Below are 17926 nucleotides of genomic sequence, written 5' to 3'. Positions count from 1 at the left end.
GCGCTAGGTCCTCACCGCTCGATCAGCGCGATGCGCTTGTTGTACCAGTTCATCAGCAGGGAAATGCTGATACTGATCGCCAGGTAGACGCTCATGGTGATGGCGATCACCTCGATGGCCTGACCGGTCTGGTTGAGTACGGTACCGGCGAATAGCGACACCATGTCCGGGTAGCCGATACCGGCGGCCAGAGACGAATTCTTCGCCAGGTTCAGGTACTGGCTGGTCAGCGGCGGAATGATCACCCGCATGGCCTGGGGAATGATCACCTTGCGCAGCGTCGGGCCGGGGCGCAGGCCCAGGGAGCGGGCGGCTTCGGTCTGGCCGTGGCTCACCGAGTTGATCCCGGAACGCACGTTTTCGGCGATGAACGCCGCGGTGTAGACGGTCAGCGCGATGGTCAGCGCCAGCAGTTCGGGGATCATCACCCAGCCGCCGACGAAGTTGAAGCCCTTGAGCTCCGGTACCGACCAGTGCAGCGGGCTGCCGAAAACCAGGGCAACCAGGGTGGGGATGACGATCGCCATGCCCAGGCCGACCCAGAACTTGTGGAACGGCTGGCCGGTGGCTTCGAAGCGCTTGTTGGCCCAGCGGGTCATCATCGCGATGGCCACGACGGTGACCACCAGGCCGATCGCGAATGGCCAGAAGGCACCAGTCGCCTCGGCAGCGGGCATGTTCAGGCCACGGTTGCTGAGGAAGAAGCTGTCGCCCAGGTTGATGCTGGCACGTGGGCCGGGCAGCGGCAGCAGCACGGCGAAGTACCAGAAGAGAATCTGCAGCAACGGCGGAATGTTGCGGAAGATCTCGATGTAGACGGTCGCCAGCTTGCTGATCATCCAGTTCGGCGACAGGCGCGCGACACCGATGACGAAGCCGAGGATGGTGGCCAGCACGATGCCGATGAAGGACACCAGCAGGGTGTTGAGCAGGCCGATCACGAAGACGCGGGCATAGCTGTCCGCTTCGGTGTAGCTGATCAGGTGCTGGGCGATGCCGAAGCCGGCACTGCGCTCGAGGAAATCGAAGCCCGAGGTGATGCCCCGGTGTTGCAGGTTGGTCTGTGTATTGCTGAACAGGAACCAGCCCATTGCGACCACGGCCACAACGGTAATGATCTGGAATAGCCAGGCGCGCACACGTGGATCGCTAAGGGAGAACCCCTGCGGTGCGCCGATGTTTTTCTGCATGGGAATGCCCCAGGTATAACGGAACGAAAATCGCCCGGCAGTGCACTGCCGGGCGACAGGTCAATCAACGCACTGGAGGAGCGTAGTGCAGACCGCCTTTGTTCCACAGAGCGTTGAGACCACGCTCGATTTTCAGCTCGCTGCCCTTGCCGATGTTGCGCTCGAACACTTCACCGTAGTTACCGACCTGCTTGACGATCTGGACGACCCAGTCCTTCGGCAGTTTCAGGTCCTTGCCGTACTCGCCGTCGGCACCCAGCATACGGGCGACGTCAGGGTTCTTGGTTTCCTTGGCCAGGGCTTCGACGTTCTTGGAGTCGACACCCAGCTCTTCGGCGTTGAGCATGGCGAACAGGGTCCACTTGACGATAGCCATCCAGTCTTCGTCGCCACGACGAACCAGCGGGCCCAGCGGCTCCTTGGAGATCACTTCCGGCAGTACCACCCAGTCATCCGGCGCGCCCAGCTTGATGCGCTGTGCGTACAGCTGCGACTGGTCGGAGGTCAGCACGTCGCAACGGCCGGCTTCCAGCGACTTGGCGCTCTCGTCGGAGGTGTCGAAGGTGATCGGGGTGTATTTCAGGCCGTTCGAGCGGAAGTAGTCGGAGACGTTCAGCTCGGTGGTGGTGCCCGCCTGGATACAGATGGTCGCGCCATCGAGTTCCTTGGCGCTGGCAACGCCCAGCTTCTTGTTGACCAGGAAGCCGATGCCGTCGTAGTAGGTCACGCCGGTGAACACCAGGCCCATGCCGCCGTCGCGGGAGCTGGTCCAGGTGGTGTTGCGCGACAGCACATCGACTTCACCGGACTGAATGGCGGTGAAACGCTCCTTGGCGGTCAGCGGGCTGTACTTGACCTTGGTCGCGTCGCCCAGTACTGCAGCGGCCACACCGCGGCAGATATCGACGTCGATGCCCTGGTAGTTGCCCTTCTCATCCGGCACCGAGAAACCCGGCAAGCCGTCACTGACGCCACACTGTACAAAGCCCTTCTTCTTTACGGCGTCCAGGGTAGCACCGGCGTGAGCCATGCCTGCAGCGCCCAGAACGGCGGCGGCGGTCAACATCGCCAGGGTGGTTTTAACCATCTTCATTGAACATTCTCCGGTTGCTTTTGTTGTGTTGGAGTCTCAGCCCGATCGCCGTACCCTTTTGGGGCATGTCGTCACTATTGGCAGCAACAGTGTAGACCGGTGACCAGACCTCGGCGCCAGTACCCCGACCTGTTCGAGAGCAGGCCTTCGGCGCTGGCACCAGCCCGTTGGTGAACGGGCTCGAGACGGATCGCGAATTTGCACATCGACGGGCATGCAGCGCCCGGCGAACCTTTTGGAAACCCATCAAATCGGCTTTCCCGTCTGCTCCGCGGCCTGCTGTGGTGTTACCACGCCAGGCCGGCGACATCAGTCTCCTGCTCTATAGCAAAGGCCATACCACAGGCTGTTTTTACCCGCGAGAGAGGCGGGTCAAGGGGGCAAAGTTGTAATCTTGCGACATCTAGTTCATGGATCAGTACAGTGACGGAAAACAGTCACGCACCAAAACAATGCACAGGCCCCACATTGGAGCAACACATGGATACCACATTGCTACTGCAGCCCCCACTTCCCGCCGATTCGTGCGTCATCTGGCTGCACGGTCTGGGCGCCGACCGCTTCGATTTCCAGCCGGTCGCCGAGGTCCTGCAGCAATCGCTGCGCAGCACGCGCTTCGTACTGCCCCAGGCGCCCACCCGGGCGGTGACCATCAACGGTGGCTACGCGATGCCCAGTTGGTACGACATTCTGGCCATGAGCCCGGCCAGGGCCATCGATCGCGAGCAGCTCGAGCAGTCGGCCCAGCAGGTCATCGCGCTGATCGAGGCGCAGCGCGATGACGGCATCGACCCGCAGCGCATCTTCCTGGCCGGTTTTTCCCAGGGCGGCGCGGTGGTGCTGCACAGCGCCTTCCTGCGCTGGGAGGGGCCGCTGGGCGGCGTGCTGGCGCTTTCGACCTATTCGCCAACCTTCTCGGAGGACGTGCAGTTGAGCGACATCCAGCGCGGCATACCGGTCTGCTGCCTGCACGGCACCCAGGACGGCGTGGTGCTGCCGAGCATGGGCCGTACCGCTCACGACTGGCTGCACAGCCGTGGCGTCTGTGTGGACTGGCAGGAGTATCCGATGGCCCACGAAGTGTTACCGCAGGAGATCCGGGATATCGCCGCCTGGCTCTCCGCCCGTCTGTAACGCGGCTTTTGGCGGCGCGCCTGTGACGGCCTTCACAGTCCCCGTGCCGCCGGTCGTGCGCAGGTCGCAAGACGATTGTCAGCCCGGGTGGCGAACGCTACTGTCACGGCAATGAGACCCGTTCATTGATTACGAACGCCGTCATCGACCCATGGGAGCGTTAGCGATGCGCATCGTTAGGCGTTTCGAGCAAGGATGCTGATGCCATGAAGGCGGCCCACTGGCAAACCGACCTGCAGCAGATTCGCCAGCTGCGCCTGTTCGACAATGTCGCGCTGGGTAGCCTCAACCGACTGCTCGACGCCTTTCGCCCCTGCGAGCTGGACGCGGCCGAAGTGCTGCTCTCGCCGTTCGACCGCAACCAGTACCTTTATATAGTCGTCACCGGCAGCCTCAAGGTGTACCTGGGCTCGCTGGACAACCAGCCGGTCACCACCCTGGGTCCCGGCGACTGTGCGGGCGAGATCAGCTTCCTCGATAACGAGCACCCCAGCGCCTACGTGGTGGCCACCGAGCCCAGCAGCGTGCTGCGCCTGCACCGCGACGCGCTCAACTCGCTGTTCCAGCAATCGCCGCAGATGATGCACAACCTGCTCAAGGTACTCTGCGACCGCGTGCGCCAGGGCAACCGGCAGCTGATCAACAGCGAACAGAATGCCAACGTCGACAAGCTCACCGGCGCCTTCAACCGCCGCTGGCTGGAGCACGTGTTCGAGCGCGAGCGGGCGCGCTGCGTGATCGACAAGCAGCCGCTGTGCCTGCTGATGCTCGACGTCGACCACTTCAAGGATTACAACGATCAGCACGGCCACCTGGCCGGCGATTATGCGCTGTGCCTGGTTGCCCATACCCTGCGCCGCCAGCTCAGGGCCCGGGACAGCCTGGTGCGCTATGGCGGCGAGGAATTCGTGGTGCTGTTGCCCGAGCTGGCGCTGCAGCAGGCCGTCGAGGTGGCCGAGCGCCTGCGCGAGAGCCTGGAACGCATCGGCTCCTTCTATTCGCCCCTGGGCGCCCAGCCCGGCGTGACCATCTCCCTGGGACTGGCCCAGCTGCATGCCCGCGATGGCCTCGCCAGCCTCATCGCCCGGGCCGACAAGGCCCTCTACCAGGCCAAGAACAGCGGTCGCAACCGACTCTGTCATTGAATTGCCGTGAGCGCGTGACAAGCTGACGGCCACCGTTTTTGTGGAACGCCCCCCATGCGCAAGCGCCTGCTCATCGTCCCGATTGCCCTGGGTCTTGCCGCCGCGGTGTTCTTCACCCTGCCGGGCGTGCTCGACCGACGCATGAACAGCGTCGAATCCCCGGCGCCCTATCCGGCCAGCCAGGCCGCCACGCGCCTGCACGGCACCCTGTTCATCGCCGACCTGCACGACGACGCCCTGCTCTGGGAGCGTGATCTGCTCAAACGCTACAGCCACGGCCACTCGGACCTGCCGCGCATGCTCGACGGGCGCGTCGGGTTGCAGGTGTTTTCCACGGTCACCCAATCGCCGCGCGGCCTGAACTACGAAAGCAACGGCGCCGACAGCGACACCATCACCCTGCTCGCCATGGCCCAGCGCTGGCCGCGGGCGACCTGGAACAGCCTGCTGCAGCGCGCCCTGTACCAGGCCGAGAAACTGCGCGAAGCGGCTGCCGGCAGCGACGGCCGCCTGGTGCAGATCCGCACGCGCGAGGATCTGACGGACTTTCTGCAGGCCTGGAAGCAGGACCCGCAGCGCGTCGCCACCCTCTTGGCTACCGAAGGCCTGCACCCGCTGGAGGGCCGGCTGGAAAACCTCGACCGGCTCTACGATGCCGGCTTTCGCATGGCCGGCCTGACCCATTTCTTCGACAACGAGGTCGGCGGCTCGGCCCACGGCCTGGACAAGGGCGGGCTGACACCGTTCGGCCGCCAGGTCGTCGCGCGTTTGGAAGATAAATCCATGCTCATCGACCTGGCCCACGCCTCGCGCCCGCTGATGGACGACGTGCTGGCCATGGCCACGCGCCCGGTGCTGGTGTCCCACGGCGGCGTCGAGGGCACCTGCCCCGGCACCCGCAACCTCAGCGACCGGCATATCCGCGCCATCGCCGCGACCGGTGGGGTGATCGGCATCGGCTACTGGGACACGGCGGTGTGCGCCACCTCGGTGGCGGCCATCGTCAAGGCGATCCGCTACACGGCCGACCTGGTGGGCGTCAAGCACCTAGCCCTGGGCTCGGACTTCAACGGCACCATCCACGCCCCCTTCGATGTCACCGGCCTGGCCCAGCTGACCGAAGGTCTGCTCGGCGCCGGCTTCAGCCGCGCCGACATCGCCGCGATCATGGGCGGCAACGTCCAGCGCCTGCTACTCGCCAGCCTGCCCGGGAACTGATCGACAGCCACGCATGACGGCGGTGGCAGAGTACTTCGCCCTGCCCGCGTCTTGCTTTACACTGGCAAGGGTCTGTTGCCGCTTCACGCACAGCCGCGCCGGAGCCCGTTTTGCCGCGAGGCAAGGCACGAGCCGCGAAGTTTAGCTGGCTAAATGAGTCGGCGAGAAACGTAGTATCGCGGCAAAACGGGCCCGGCCCTGCGGGTTGCGCGAGAAATCTCGCCATGCGTTGTTGGAGGACTTGGCAAGGGAACAACCATTCCCTGCGTCCTCCGCCTAGCCTGGCGAGATTTCTCGCGGCAACGCGGCTCGCGCTGAAACGGCAACAGACCCTGGCGTTCATTCCTTAATCAATCGACGAGATGACCGTGCTCAAAGCACTCAAAAAAATATTCGGCAAAGCCGAAAATGAGCCACACAGCTCAGTCTCCCCGAGCCTCGAAGCCACTTCGCCTCCCGCCGCCGCTCCCCGCGAGGAGCGCCAGCCGCGCCCGCCCAAAGAAGCAGTCAGCGCCGAACAGAAGCCCCAGAGCAAACCCGCCAAGCCGCGCCGCGAACGTGCGCCCAAGCCGGTCGACACCTGGAAGCTCGAGGATTTCAAGGTCGAACCCGCCCCTGGCAAGACACGCTTCCACGACTTCAAGCTGTCGCCGGAGCTGATGCACGCCATCCACGACCTGGGCTTTCCGTACTGCACGCCGATCCAGGCCGGCGTACTGGGCTACACGCTCAAGGGCCAGGACGCCATCGGCCGCGCCCAGACCGGCACCGGCAAGACCGCCGCCTTCCTGATCTCGATCATCACCCAGCTGCAGCAGACCCCGCCGCCCAAGGATCGCTACATGGGCGAGCCGCGGGCGCTGATCATCGCGCCGACCCGCGAGCTGGTGGTGCAGATCGCCAACGACGCCAAGGAGCTGACCAAGTACACCGGCCTCAACGTGATGAGCTTCGTCGGTGGCATGGACTTCGACAAGCAGCTCAAGCAGCTGGAGTCGCGCTTTTGCGACATTCTGGTGGCTACGCCGGGGCGCCTGCTGGACTTCAACCAGCGCGGCGAAGTGCACCTGGACATGGTCGAGGTGATGGTGCTCGACGAAGCCGACCGCATGCTCGACATGGGCTTCATCCCCCAAGTCCGCCAGATCATCCGCCAGACCCCGATGAAGGGCGAGCGCCAGACCCTGCTGTTCTCCGCCACCTTCACCGAAGACGTGATGAACCTGGCCAAGCAATGGACCACCAACCCGGCCATCGTCGAGATCGAGCCGGAAAACGTCGCCAGCGACACCGTCGAACAGCACGTCTACGCCGTCGCCTCGGCGGACAAGTACAAGCTGCTCTACAACCTGATCGTGCAGAACGACTGGACCCGGGTAATGGTCTTCGCCAACCGCAAGGACGAAGTGCGCCGTATCGAGGAACGCCTGACCCGTGACGGTATCAGCGCGGTACAGATGTCCGGCGACATCCCCCAGCACAAGCGCATTCGCGCCCTGGAAGGTTTTCGCGAGGGCAAGATCCGCGTCATGGTTGCCACCGATGTGGCCGGCCGCGGCATCCATGTCGACGGCATCAGCCACGTGATCAACTTCACCCTGCCGGAAGACCCGGACGACTATGTGCACCGCATTGGCCGTACCGGCCGCGCCGGCACCAGCGGCACCTCGATCAGCTTCGCCGGTGAGGACGACGCCTTCGCCCTGCCCCCGATCGAAGAGCTGATCGGCCGCAAGATCCACTGCGAAATGCCGCCGGACGAGCTGCTCAAGGCCGTACCGCGCAAGCATTGATCGAACACGCCCAGGTGCAATGCCTGGGCGCGCCGCTGCAGTTTCCGGGCAGCGACCCTAAGCGCCCGTTCATGATTCTTGAGTACAAGTTTGTTGATTTCGACGGCTAGTTGGCGCAAGCGATCATTTGCAGTGGTGGGCTAAAGCCCACCCTACCGATAGTGCCAGCCTCGTAGGGTGGGCCGGGCGGCGATCCGCTTCAGCCCACCGATGTGAGCAGGTTTGAAATCGCAGTACGAACGGCCGCTTTTGTACTTGCCGCTTTTTAGGCACATAAGAATCGTGAACAGGCTCCTAAGAGAGGACGGCCACGCCCATGAAGCTGAATGTTGATTCCAGTGACCTCAGCCGCGCCGTTCAGGCCGGCGTCCTGCAGCCCGGCCAGGACCAGGCGCTGCTAGCCTTTCTGCAGCAGATCCCCACTGAGCGCTCCAGCTTCCAGCTCTCCCATATCGCTTATTACTTCGGCGCCCTGCTGATCATGGCCGCCATGGGTTGGCTGCTTACCGAAGCCTGGATGAATATCGGCGACCTGGCGTTGCTGGTGATCAGCACGGCTTATCTGCTGCTGTTCCTGCTCTGCGGGCGCAGCCTGTGGCGCCGCGGCCTGCCGATTCCCGGCGGCCTGCTCGGCGCCGTGGCGGTGAGCCTGACGCCGCTGGTGGTGTTCGCCGCACAAAGGCTGCTGGGCCTGTGGCCCCTGGATGACGCGCAGTCGGACTACGTCGACTACTACCGCTACGTGCAGGGCGGCTGGCTGGTCATGGAGGTGGCCACGGTGCTGGCCGGCTTACTGGTGCTGCGCCTGCTGCCCTTCCCGTTCATCGTCATGCCGATCGCCGTGGCGCTGTGGTTCATGTCCATGGACTTGAGCGAGCTGCTGCACGGTGAGTACTTCAATTGGGAGCAGCGCCGCGAGGTATCGCTGTGGTTCGGCCTGGTGATCCTGCTCGTCAGCCTGCTGGTGGACGGGCGCAGCAAACAGGATTTCGCCTTCTGGGGCTACCTGGCCGGGCTGACGGCATTCTGGGGTGGCCTGAGCCTGATGGACAGCGGCAGCCAACTGGGCAAGGCGCTCTACTGCCTGATCAACCTGGGCCTGATCGGCCTGTCGATCCTGCTGCGCCGTCCACTGTTCATGGTCTTCGGCGCCCTGGGCGTGGCCGGCTATCTCGGCTACCTGGCCCACAACGTGTTCGAGGACTCGCTGCTGTTCCCCGTCGTAGTCAGCCTGATCGGCCTGGGCGTGATGGGCCTCGGCCTGCTCTACCAGAAACGCCGGGAGGCGATGAGCGAGGCGTTGCGCCGGCAGCTACCAGCGGGTCTCCTGGCACTTCTGCCGGCGCTGCGCCGCTAGGGCCGGTAGCGCTCCCAAAGCATCTCGAACTCGCGGCGGTACTCGGCGACCAGGTGGGGATCGTCGGTCACCAGCAGGTTCTCCTCGTTGCTGGTGCTGGCACTGCGCGTCCAGTTGAAGCTGCCGTTGAGCAGCAGGCGGCCATCGAACAGAGCGAACTTGTGATGCATGTGAAAGGGGCTGTTGTCGATGCGCAGCGGCACGCCGGCATCGATCAGCTGCTGGATGTCGCTGCCCACGTCGAAGCGTTTTTCGCTATCGCTGATGATGCGCACAGCCAGGCCGCGGCGGTGCACCGCGATCAGCTCGTCGCTGAGCAGGTCGTCGGAAATGGTGTACACGCACACGTCCACCGATTTCCTGGCGTTGCGGCACAGGTCGCGAATGCGCTGGCGGCAGCTTTCACCCGGGCTGAAATGCGCACTGCACTGCCCGCGCAGCGGTGAGCAGCGCACCTCCAGGGTCTTGATCACCTGCTCCAGCCACTTCAGGGCCGGCACGGCATTGTCCGGGTTGCCGACTAGTTCGCGCACCAGGTCGAAGGCGCGGTTGCGCATATAGCGCACGTGGTCGGGCGTCAGGTCGTTGCCCAGCTCGCGTAGCTCGTCGCGCTCCTCGTTGCTGAGCTTGAGGTCGGTGAGGCTGTCACGCAGGTGCTGATCAAGGCGATTGAAATCCATTTTTAACCCTGTCGAGTCCGTTTCCGGGTGCGGCGCTTGGGGCCGCCGCGTTGCCATGAGGCATACAGGCCGCCGCACAGCGCGCCGGCCAGGTGATATTCGAACGACACGCCCTGCTGGGGCAGCAGGCCGTAGAAAAAACCGCCGTACAGCACCAGCGCTAACGCCGCCAGCAACAGGTCGGCAAGGCTGCGGCGAAACCAGGCGCGGCCCAGCAGCAGACCCCACAAGCCGAACAGCCAGCCGCTGGAGCCGACATGAATGCCGGTGCGGCCGAACAGCCAGACCAGCACGCCACTGGCGACGATGATGAACAGGCTGGCGCGGATGAACTCGCCCCGCGACTCCAGCAGCGCCAGGGCGCCGAGCACCATGAAACCGCTGAGGTTGCCGAACAGGTGCAGCCAGCTGCCGTGCAGCCAGGGCGCCAGCAGGATGCCTGGCAGTGCCTGCACCTCGCGCGGGATCAGCCCAAAGCGGTTGAGGCTGTAACCGTCCAGGCTGTTGATCAGCTGCAGCACGACCATCACCGCGGCGATGCCGAACAGCAGCTTCAGGCGCGGTAACAGCCAGAGCGTCACGGCGTCTCGCCACCCTGCCCCATCATCCGGGCGATCTCCCGCAGCTGCTGGGCCATGTCGCCCATGCGCTTGTGGGTGCCCAGGTCGATGTCGATCTTCTTGTCCATGGCATTGATCAGCGGCAGCACGCCGTCCTGCAGGCCATCGGCCAGGCGCTCCAGCAACGCCTGCACACCGGGCTGCGGCGCGGCCTGCACGGCCACCTCCACCTTCGGCGGCACGTCGCGCAACCGCTCCAGGCCGGCCAGCAGTTCCTGCCAGGGCACGGCGGCAGGCGCTGGTGCGGCCGGCTCGCTGCGGGCAAGACCGCGTACGCCCTCGACCAGGTCGTTGAGCTGGGCCACCACGCGGGCGCCGACGTCCGAGTCGCTGCCGCCCATGGCCTTGTTGCGCATGAAGTCACGCTTGATCTGCGCCCAGCGCTCGGCCTGCTCGGGCGTCTGGTTGCCGCGCAGCTCGGCGAGCTTGAGCAGGTTCTCCTCGGCGCCGGTGGTGAGCAGTTGCGACTCGCCCTGGTAGTGGTCGGCGATCAGTTGCAGCAGCTCGGCGTCGTTCATCACCGCGCTGATCTTCTCGGCCATCTTGTTCATGTTGCGGTAGCTGCCCTGCAGCTTGAACGGCGGCTCGGTGCGGTAGCTGTCGGCCTGGGCGGCGCTGATGATGTATTGCTGGTTGACCCGGCCGACCACGTCGCGCACCTGCATCAGGCGCTGCAGGGTGGCGACGATCTCGTTGATCTCGGCGCCGCTGTAGCTGTGCGACAGCTCGTTGGCGGAGAACGGCTTGCCCTCGGCCTTGGCGACGAAGCGGTAGACGTCGGCCATGTCGCGGGTGGCCAGCGGCGCCAGCACCGGGTTGGAGGTCAGGCCGTTCTCGATGTAGGACAGCGCGAAGGCCTCCTGCATGCCGCCCAGGGTGTCGCCCAGGTTGTAGATGTCGGCGCGGTTGGCGAGCATGTCGGGGATCTTGAACACGTCGCCGGACTCGGTGTACGGGTTGCCGCTCATCACCACGCAGAACTTCTTGCCGCGCATGTCGTAGGTCTTGGTCTTGCCCTTCCACACGCCCTCGATGCGCCGCGTGCCGTCGCACAGGGAGATGAACTTCTGCAGGAATTCAGGGTGGGTGTGCTGGATGTCATCGACATAGAGCATCACGTTGTTGCCCATTTCCAGCGCCAGGTTGAGCTTTTCCAGCTCCTGGCGCGAGGTGGCGTCCGGCGCCTGGGCCGGGTCGATGGAGCGCACCTCGTGGCCGAGGGCCGGGCCGTTGATCTTCATGAAGATCAGCCCCAGGCGATGGGCCACGTACTCCATCAGCGTGGTCTTGCCGTAGCCGGGCGGCGAGATGAGCATCAGCAGGCCCATCAGGTCGGTGCGTTTGTTCTCGCCAGCGGTGCCCATCTGCTTGGCCAGGTTGTCGCCGATGAAGCCCAGGTACACGTCGTTGATCAGCTTGTTACGCACGAACGACGACAGCGGCCGCGGCTTGAACTCACTCAGGCGCAGCGCCGTGCGCTCGCGGTTGACCACCTCCTGGCGCAGGCTCTGGTAACGCTGCAACTCGGGCAGGAAGGTTTCGCGATGGTGACGCAGGCGCTGGAAGAAATCGTGCAGGGCGAAACTCAGGGTGCCGTCCTGGATGCGTGGGTGATCACCCAGCAGCCCCTCGACGCGCACCTGCAGGTCGGCCTCGGTGACGCGCTGCGGCAGGTCGCTGTCGATCAGGCCCAGGGCCACGGCCTCGGCGACGTATGCCTGCAGATGTTCCTGACCCTGCTGCGCGCAATAGGCCTGCAACCAGTTTTCGGCCAGTGCCCAGCGCTGGTCCGGGCGCCCGCGCAGGCGCTCCTGGGCCTGCAGGTAGCCCTCCCACATATGGGCGGCCTGCAGATGCTGGCGCAGACCCTCGAACAGGTCGCGGGCGTACTTGCTGACCACGAATTCGATACGCGGGGCGGTCAGCTCCTCGACCAGGTATTCGGCTGCCTCGCGCTGCAGCGCGGCGTCGAACGGCATCGGGTGGCGGACGATAAAACCATGCAGCGCCTTGAGCACTTCCTCGCGTAGCTGGCGGATGCCCTCGTCGCGACCGAACAGCTGGCGGATGTTGGCACAGGTACGGGCACGCTCCGGCCAGTGGGCGGCCTCCACGTCTTCGCGCCAGCGGTTCCAGAAGAACAGCGCCAGGCCGCGGGCCCGTGGCGAATAGGTGAGCAGGCCGGCCGCTTCGCGCAGCGCCAGCAGACGCAGCAGGATGGCCATGGCGTCCTGGTCGTGGATGCCCTTCTGGTAGCCCTCCTTGTAGCGCGGCGCGGCGAACTCGCGGATACGCTTGATCAGCTCATCCGGCTGGCTCATATGCACCTTGAGCTGATCCAGGCTCAGGCCGTCGGTATTATTCACCGCCGCGTCGAGTACCAGGCCGGCCAGGTACTCGCCGCGGTACAGCGCGGCCGACTCGGACTCCAGGCTGACCTGCCAGTAATCGCGCAGGCCGTCGAGCTCGGCATCATGCAGCGGCTCGAGAAAGTCGGTGCCGGTCAGGTGCAGGAACAGCCCGTCGCCACGGGGCAGCAGGGTCAGGTCGAGTTCCTGGGTATTGACCGCGAAGCGATGGCGCGGCCCCAGCTTGATGACGTCGCCGCCGGCCTCGAACAGCTCGCTCTTGTCGCGCAGCGCACGCACGGCCTGGTCGCGGGCGCTTTTGAGGCGCGCCTCGACGTCATCGGCCTTGACGCTGTCCCTGAGCTCGCGCAGGCGCTCGGCCAGTTCGCGCAGCTTGAGGATCAGTGGGTCGGCGGCGAAGAAGGCATTGAGTTCCTGGGCCTCGGTGAACTTGGCGGTGCGCCGGCCAAGGCTGTCGAGAATCCGCCGCGCGGCGTCGAGCAGGCCCTGGGCCTTGCGTTGACGCTCGTCGAGCAGGCTCTGCTTGTGCGCCTCGAAGGTTTCCAGCAGCTCCTCGCGCTTGGCCAGGATGTCGCCGAGAAACTGTTCGTGGTCACCGAACTGGCTTTCCAGCTCTTCGAGCTGCACCAGCAGCCGCGACAACTGCTCGTCACACTTCTCCGGGTCCTGGGCCAGCGCCAGGGCGTTGGTGATGCTCTGGCTGAACAGCTTGAACTGGGCGCCGAACTGCGCCACGGTCTCGGCCGAGCCCAGGCCCTTGCGGCGCTGCTCGGCGCGGGCCTTGGCCTGGTTGAGCTTGGCATACACCTCGGAAATGGCGTCGACGATACGGGTGCGTTCGGTGGCGTCGTCGATCTGCAACGAGGCCATCAGCCCGGACAGCATGTCCAGGTTGCCGGCCATCTCGTTGAGCCCGGCCAGCGGTTCGGCCAGTTGCGCGACGCTCTCGGCCTTCTGCGCCTGCTCGTCGAACAGCTGCAGATCGTGGTGATAGGGCTGCAGCGCAGCGTCGCCGGCCAGAAAGCGCGAGGTGGCCGCGGCGGTCTGCTCGCGGGCTTCGAGCAGCGCGGTTTCCATGGCGTCGATGCGCGCCACGTCGATGTAGCGGTAGTCGCGGATGGTCAGCAGCTGGCCACGCTGGGCGGTGATCGCATTGAGGGCCTCGACGTATTGCTCGACCTTGTCCCAGGTATCCGAGCGCACGCTTTCCAGCAAGGCCTTCTGGCGGCTTTCGGCCTCGGCCATGGCCGCCGCGGACTGCTGGCGAATGCTCTCGACCTTCTCGAACTCGTCGAGCACCAGCTCGCCGGTGGCGGCGATCTCGCGCAGCAGCGGCGCCAGTTCGGCGCACTGCGGGTCGCTCAGCCAGTGGTAGATGTCGAACAGCCGGCGGGTGTTCTGACACAACAGGCTGTAGCGCGCCACCGACACTTCGCGGCTGTCGATCTCGCGGCTGAGGTTGAACAGATCGGAGACCCCGCGCACCAGCTCGGCATTGCCGATGCGCCCGAAGAAGCCGCTGCGCGCCGGCTGGCGGGCGGCGTATTCCTCGCTCTCGAACGGCGTCTGCCAGACCTGCATGGGGTGGATGCGCGTCGGCTCATCGCCTTCGGCGGAGAAGATCACCATGCGCCCGTCTTCCAGGCGCGCGTAGCCGTGGCCGAAGATCGGGTTCTGCAGCTGGCGGGTGACCATGTTGTAGGTCAGCAGCACCGCCCGGCCTTCGCCCGGGTGGTAGAAGATGTACTGCACGTCCTCGCCGTTGGGCGAGCGCACCGAGCGCTTGAAGCGCATGCCGGCCATCGACTGCTCGAAGGTCTTGTGCTCGCCGTTCTGCAGGTAGTAGCCGCCGGGAAAGATGATGCCGTGGTCTTCGGGTAGCTGCACGCAGGCCAGGCCGATGGCGTCGATGCGCTCGACCTTGCGGGTCAGGCGGTTGAACACCAGGTAGCGACACTGCTCCTCGCGGTACGGCAGCACCTTGAGCAGGATCAGGCTGCCCAGGGCGGCGTATTCGATCTGCGCATCGTCCAGCGACTGGGTCTTGTCCATCACCTCTTCGCGGTAAATGCCCTGGCCGCTTTCGGTATTGTTCTCGACCTTGATGGTCAGGTCGCCGCCGACCGTCTCGACGAACACCGTGTCGAGGATGTTCAGGTGCGGATGGCGGCCGTTGACCGTCATCTCGCGGGTGGTCTTCTGCCACTCGAAATCGAAGGGTGCGGGCAGCGCGATATCGCGCTCGCCGCGGTTGTCGATGTAGCGCACGTCCTTGCCGTCGAGGGACAGCGACCAGCGGAACACGCGGATGTCGGTGATCCGTTCGCCGATCTGGAAGCTGGCGAGCAGCTTGCCGTCGCGGATCGCCAGCTGCAGCAGCCGGGTGTTCTTGTAGTAGGTGTACAGCTCGTTGAAGTCGTTGACGAAGCCGCTCTGGCTCAGGAAGGTGTCGTCCAGGGCCACCGCTTCGGCCTCATAACCCTCGCTGCCCTCGACCAGGCGATAGAGGGAGAACACGTCGGCGACCGCGGTTTCCTTCTTCAGGCCCATGAACACGTTGTAGCCGAACAGCAGCCAGTCGCCGACCTGTACGATGTCGCGGGCGATGCAGTTGTTCTCGGTCCGGATGCGCACCCGCCCGATCACTTCCATCTGGCTGCTGCCGAACTCCTGCAGGCGCTGCTCGTTGAGCGCCTCGGTGCGCTGGCGCAGGCGCAGGCCCTGCTCCTGCAGGCGTTTGTGCAGCACCTCGTAGGCGCCGCCTTCGGCCACGGCCTTGTCGAGAATGTCCTGCTGGGTGTTTTCGGCTTGGGCGTCCGACATCATGGTCTTCCTGAATCTGCGCGGTCTGCAAGCAAGGCCCCGTCATGGGCGGGGCCGAAACGGATGAGGCGGTGCTCAGGCACCGATCTTGCGGGCGATCTCGGCGAGTTTCTCGCCCATCGCGGGGTCGAGTTCCTCGGGTTTGATGCGGGCGATGATGCGCGTCAGCACGCGGATCTCGTCGTCATCGATCACGCCGTCACGCTCGGCGATGTCCAGCAGCGAGCCCAGCTCGGCGGCGTCCAGACGGCCGTCATCGGCAAAGCACTGGATGCTGCGAAAGGTCATTTCCAGGTGATCTCTTGATTGCGACATGCCACTTTCCTTGTCATCGAGGCAGGCCATAACGGCCTGAATGCGCGGGCCCGGCCCGCACCGAATTCCATGAGCGGCGCCAGCCCGCACGGGCTGACGCCGGCACCCAGGTTTACACCGCGTCCGCGTCGCCTACCGTCGCCGGTTTGGCTTCAGCGGCGCGGCCCTGCAGCAGACGCGCGAGCACGTCCTGCACCACCGGGCTCTTGCCGACCACGCCTTCGATGGCCTTGCCCACCGACAGGGACTTGGCGAACGAGTTGAAGAAGTCGCCTTCGCCGCCGACGATCTCGATCTTCGCCTTGGCCAGCGCGGTGGCCAGCACTTCGGCCTGATCCTTGGCGATGTCCTTGTTGGCGGCGATGGCGGCCATGGCTTCCTCGAAGCTCTTCTCCAGCTGCATGCGGAACTCTTCGTGCTGGCGGGCGTTGTCGCTGAGTGCATCCAGGGCGCCGAACTTCTTGCCCAGGCCTTCGGCTTCGGCGTTCAGGCGCTCCAGCAACACCTGAGCTTCGGCCATACCCAGATCCTGGGTGGCCTTGGCCTTGGCCACACCGAGTTGCTCCTCGCCGCGCGCCTGGGCGCCCAGCTTCTCTTCCAGTACCTTGGCGTCCGCCAGGCCGTCCTTCTCCTTGGCGGCGGCCTGCGCTTCGATCACGCGGGCCTGAGCCAGGCCCTTCTCCTGCTCACCCTTGGCTTCGGCGATCAGGCGCTCGGCCTGTACGCGGGCTTCGGCCAGACCTTCCTTCTCCTTGGCCGCGGCGGTGACTTCACGCACCCGCGCATCGGCCAGGCCAGGCGCGGCGCGCTCGGCTTCGATGCCTTCGGCGAGCTTCTTCTTGGCCTCGGCGCTCTTGGCCGCGGCTTCCAGTTCGGCCTGGGCGAGGTTGTTGATCTCCACCGCCTTGTGCTTGGAACGGGTTTCGTCGGCTTCGGCCTGCTTGACCTGGCGCACCAGCTCCTGCTCGGCCTCGGCCTGGGCATTGAGCACGGTGACCTGCTTGAGGCGCTCGGCTTCGGAGACCTCGCGCACTTCCTTGATGCGCTCCTCCTCCTGGGCCACGGTCTTCTCGACCGCAACGCGCTCGCGCACCACGGCGGCGATGTTCTTGCGTTCCTCTTCCAGCGCCTTTTCCTTCTCGATGCGCTGCAGCTCGACCTCGCGCTCGCGGGCCACCACTTCCAGCTCCTGGGCACGGGTGACCTTCTCCACCTCGATGACCACCGCGCGCTGACGGTTCTGCTGGGCCACTTCCACTTCGCGCTGGTGGTTCTCGGCGCGGATGTCCAGCTCCTGCTGGGTCTGGATGCGCGCCTGCTCGGCCTTCAGGCGCTCTTCTTCGCGCACCTTGAGGGTTTCCGCTTCCTCGCGGGCGCGGATGGTCTCCACCTCACGCTTCTGCCGCGCTTCGGCATCGGCCTGCTGACGCTCCAGGGCCAGGGTCGCCTCGCGGGTTTCGACGTTCTTCTTCTTGATCGCCAGCTCCTCGTTACGCTCCAGGTCATTGGTGATGACGTTCTGCGCAGCGGTCAGCTCGGTGATCTTGCGGATACCTTCGGCGTCGAGAATGTTGCTCGGGTCCAGGGAGCTCTTGGCGGTCTGTTCCAGGTAGTCGATGGCCACGTCTTCGAGCACGTAGCCATTGAGGTCGTTGCCGATGACCTCGACGATGCGGTCACGGAATTCCTGGCGGTTCTCGAACAGCTGGACGAAGTCGAACTGCTTGCCGACGGTCTTCAGCGCCTCGGAGAACTTGGCATTGAACAGTTCGTTGACCGCCGCACGATCGGAGGCACGCTCGACGCCGATGGCCTTGGCCACCTTGAGGACGTCTTCCTGGGTCTCGTTGACGCGCAGGTAGAAGGCCACGGTGATGTCGGCGCGCATGTTGTCGCGGCAGATCAGCCCGTCCTTGGCGCGGCGGTCGACTTCCAGGGTGATCAGGGAGATCTTCATGAACTCCTTGAGGTGGATGACCGGGTACACCAGCGCGCCGGTGAAGTGCACCTTGGGCGTGGACGACATGTCGTTGACGATCAGTGCGGTACCCTGGGGAACCTTGATGTAGAAGGCCTTGAACAGGGCCAGCAGGCCGACGATCAGCAGGGCGACCAGGCCGACCCCGACCAGCACGGGGATCAGCGACGGGGGAAGGTTGTACATTGCACTCAATCTCCTTTGAGACAAA

General features: G+C 65.0%; 12 protein-coding genes. 5 read left to right on the top strand and 7 right to left on the bottom strand.

The annotated features are described in order from the left end of the window. Positions 1-11: 11 nt before the first annotated feature. A complete protein-coding gene (locus tag K8U54_RS16440) occupies positions 12-1190 on the bottom strand; it encodes an amino acid ABC transporter permease (protein ID WP_249906815.1) in 1179 nt (392 codons plus the stop codon). Between the two features lie 64 nt (positions 1191-1254). Next, positions 1255-2283, bottom strand: coding sequence for an amino acid ABC transporter substrate-binding protein (locus K8U54_RS16435; RefSeq protein ID WP_070887530.1), 1029 nt, complete (start codon positions 2281-2283; stop codon positions 1255-1257). 480 nt (positions 2284-2763) lie between these two features. Here K8U54_RS16435 and K8U54_RS16430 point away from each other — a divergent pair, with 480 nt between their 5' ends. The 5 genes from K8U54_RS16430 (at position 2764) to K8U54_RS16410 (ending at position 8930) form a co-directional block, all read left to right on the top strand. Next, entirely contained in the window at positions 2764-3417 is a 654-nt protein-coding gene (locus tag K8U54_RS16430; RefSeq protein ID WP_249906814.1) for an alpha/beta hydrolase, read from the top strand. A gap of 206 nt (positions 3418-3623) precedes the next feature. Beyond that, a complete protein-coding gene (locus tag K8U54_RS16425) occupies positions 3624-4562 on the top strand; it encodes a GGDEF domain-containing protein (RefSeq protein WP_249906813.1) in 939 nt (312 codons plus the stop codon). 54 nt (positions 4563-4616) lie between these two features. Then, entirely contained in the window at positions 4617-5780 is a 1164-nt protein-coding gene (locus K8U54_RS16420) for a dipeptidase (protein ID WP_249906812.1), read from the top strand. Positions 5781-6148: 368 nt separating this feature from the next. Further along, on the top strand, positions 6149-7573 hold the full coding sequence (gene rhlB, locus K8U54_RS16415) for an ATP-dependent RNA helicase RhlB (RefSeq protein WP_249906811.1): 1425 nt from the start codon (positions 6149-6151) through the stop codon (positions 7571-7573). Positions 7574-7889: 316 nt separating this feature from the next. After that, positions 7890-8930, top strand: a complete 1041-nt coding sequence (locus K8U54_RS16410; protein ID WP_249906810.1) for a DUF2157 domain-containing protein — start codon at positions 7890-7892, stop codon at positions 8928-8930. Here the strand turns inward: K8U54_RS16410 and K8U54_RS16405 are convergent. The 5 genes from K8U54_RS16405 to K8U54_RS16385 form a co-directional block, all read right to left on the bottom strand. Beyond that, a complete protein-coding gene (locus K8U54_RS16405; RefSeq protein ID WP_249906809.1) occupies positions 8927-9610 on the bottom strand; it encodes a phospholipase D-like domain-containing protein in 684 nt (227 codons plus the stop codon). The two genes, K8U54_RS16410 and K8U54_RS16405, sit on opposite strands and share 4 nt — an antisense overlap. Before the next feature lie 2 nt (positions 9611-9612). Further along, a complete protein-coding gene (locus K8U54_RS16400) occupies positions 9613-10137 on the bottom strand; it encodes a rhomboid family intramembrane serine protease (RefSeq protein ID WP_249910458.1) in 525 nt (174 codons plus the stop codon). A 50-nt stretch (positions 10138-10187) separates the two neighbouring features. Then, positions 10188-15422: a DNA repair ATPase gene (locus K8U54_RS16395; RefSeq protein ID WP_249906808.1), complete on the bottom strand. Its 5235-nt coding sequence runs from the start codon at positions 15420-15422 to the stop codon at positions 10188-10190. Positions 15423-15497: 75 nt separating this feature from the next. After that, a complete protein-coding gene (locus K8U54_RS16390) occupies positions 15498-15737 on the bottom strand; it encodes a hypothetical protein (protein WP_249906807.1) in 240 nt (79 codons plus the stop codon). Between the two features lie 112 nt (positions 15738-15849). After that, complete coding sequence (locus K8U54_RS16385) at positions 15850-17901, bottom strand: flotillin family protein (RefSeq protein ID WP_249906806.1); 2052 nt, start codon at positions 17899-17901, stop codon at positions 15850-15852. Positions 17902-17926 lie beyond the last annotated feature (25 nt).

Source organism: Pseudomonas fulva, assembly GCF_023517795.1.
Taxonomy (GTDB): Bacteria; Pseudomonadota; Gammaproteobacteria; order Pseudomonadales; family Pseudomonadaceae; genus Aquipseudomonas; species Aquipseudomonas fulva_D.
The sequence above is the reverse complement of the archived record's forward strand: the minus strand, read 5'-3'. Positions and strand labels throughout refer to the sequence as shown.

What these genes read in the sequence shown, in the direction of transcription:
- K8U54_RS16395 (WP_249906808.1), bottom strand. Translation starts at nt 15,422, where the DNA reads ATGTCGGACGCCCAAGCCGAAAACACCCAGCAGGACATTCTCGACAAG.
- K8U54_RS16425 (WP_249906813.1), top strand. Translation starts at nt 3,624, where the DNA reads ATGAAGGCGGCCCACTGGCAAACCGACCTGCAGCAGATTCGCCAGCTG.
- K8U54_RS16430 (WP_249906814.1), top strand. Translation starts at nt 2,764, where the DNA reads ATGGATACCACATTGCTACTGCAGCCCCCACTTCCCGCCGATTCGTGC.
- K8U54_RS16410 (WP_249906810.1), top strand. Translation starts at nt 7,890, where the DNA reads ATGAAGCTGAATGTTGATTCCAGTGACCTCAGCCGCGCCGTTCAGGCC.
- K8U54_RS16440 (WP_249906815.1), bottom strand. Translation starts at nt 1,190, where the DNA reads ATGCAGAAAAACATCGGCGCACCGCAGGGGTTCTCCCTTAGCGATCCA.
- K8U54_RS16385 (WP_249906806.1), bottom strand. Translation starts at nt 17,901, where the DNA reads ATGTACAACCTTCCCCCGTCGCTGATCCCCGTGCTGGTCGGGGTCGGC.
- K8U54_RS16420 (WP_249906812.1), top strand. Translation starts at nt 4,617, where the DNA reads ATGCGCAAGCGCCTGCTCATCGTCCCGATTGCCCTGGGTCTTGCCGCC.
- K8U54_RS16405 (WP_249906809.1), bottom strand. Translation starts at nt 9,610, where the DNA reads ATGGATTTCAATCGCCTTGATCAGCACCTGCGTGACAGCCTCACCGAC.
- K8U54_RS16390 (WP_249906807.1), bottom strand. Translation starts at nt 15,737, where the DNA reads ATGTCGCAATCAAGAGATCACCTGGAAATGACCTTTCGCAGCATCCAG.
- K8U54_RS16400 (WP_249910458.1), bottom strand. Translation starts at nt 10,137, where the DNA reads ATGGTCGTGCTGCAGCTGATCAACAGCCTGGACGGTTACAGCCTCAAC.
- K8U54_RS16435 (WP_070887530.1), bottom strand. Translation starts at nt 2,283, where the DNA reads ATGAAGATGGTTAAAACCACCCTGGCGATGTTGACCGCCGCCGCCGTT.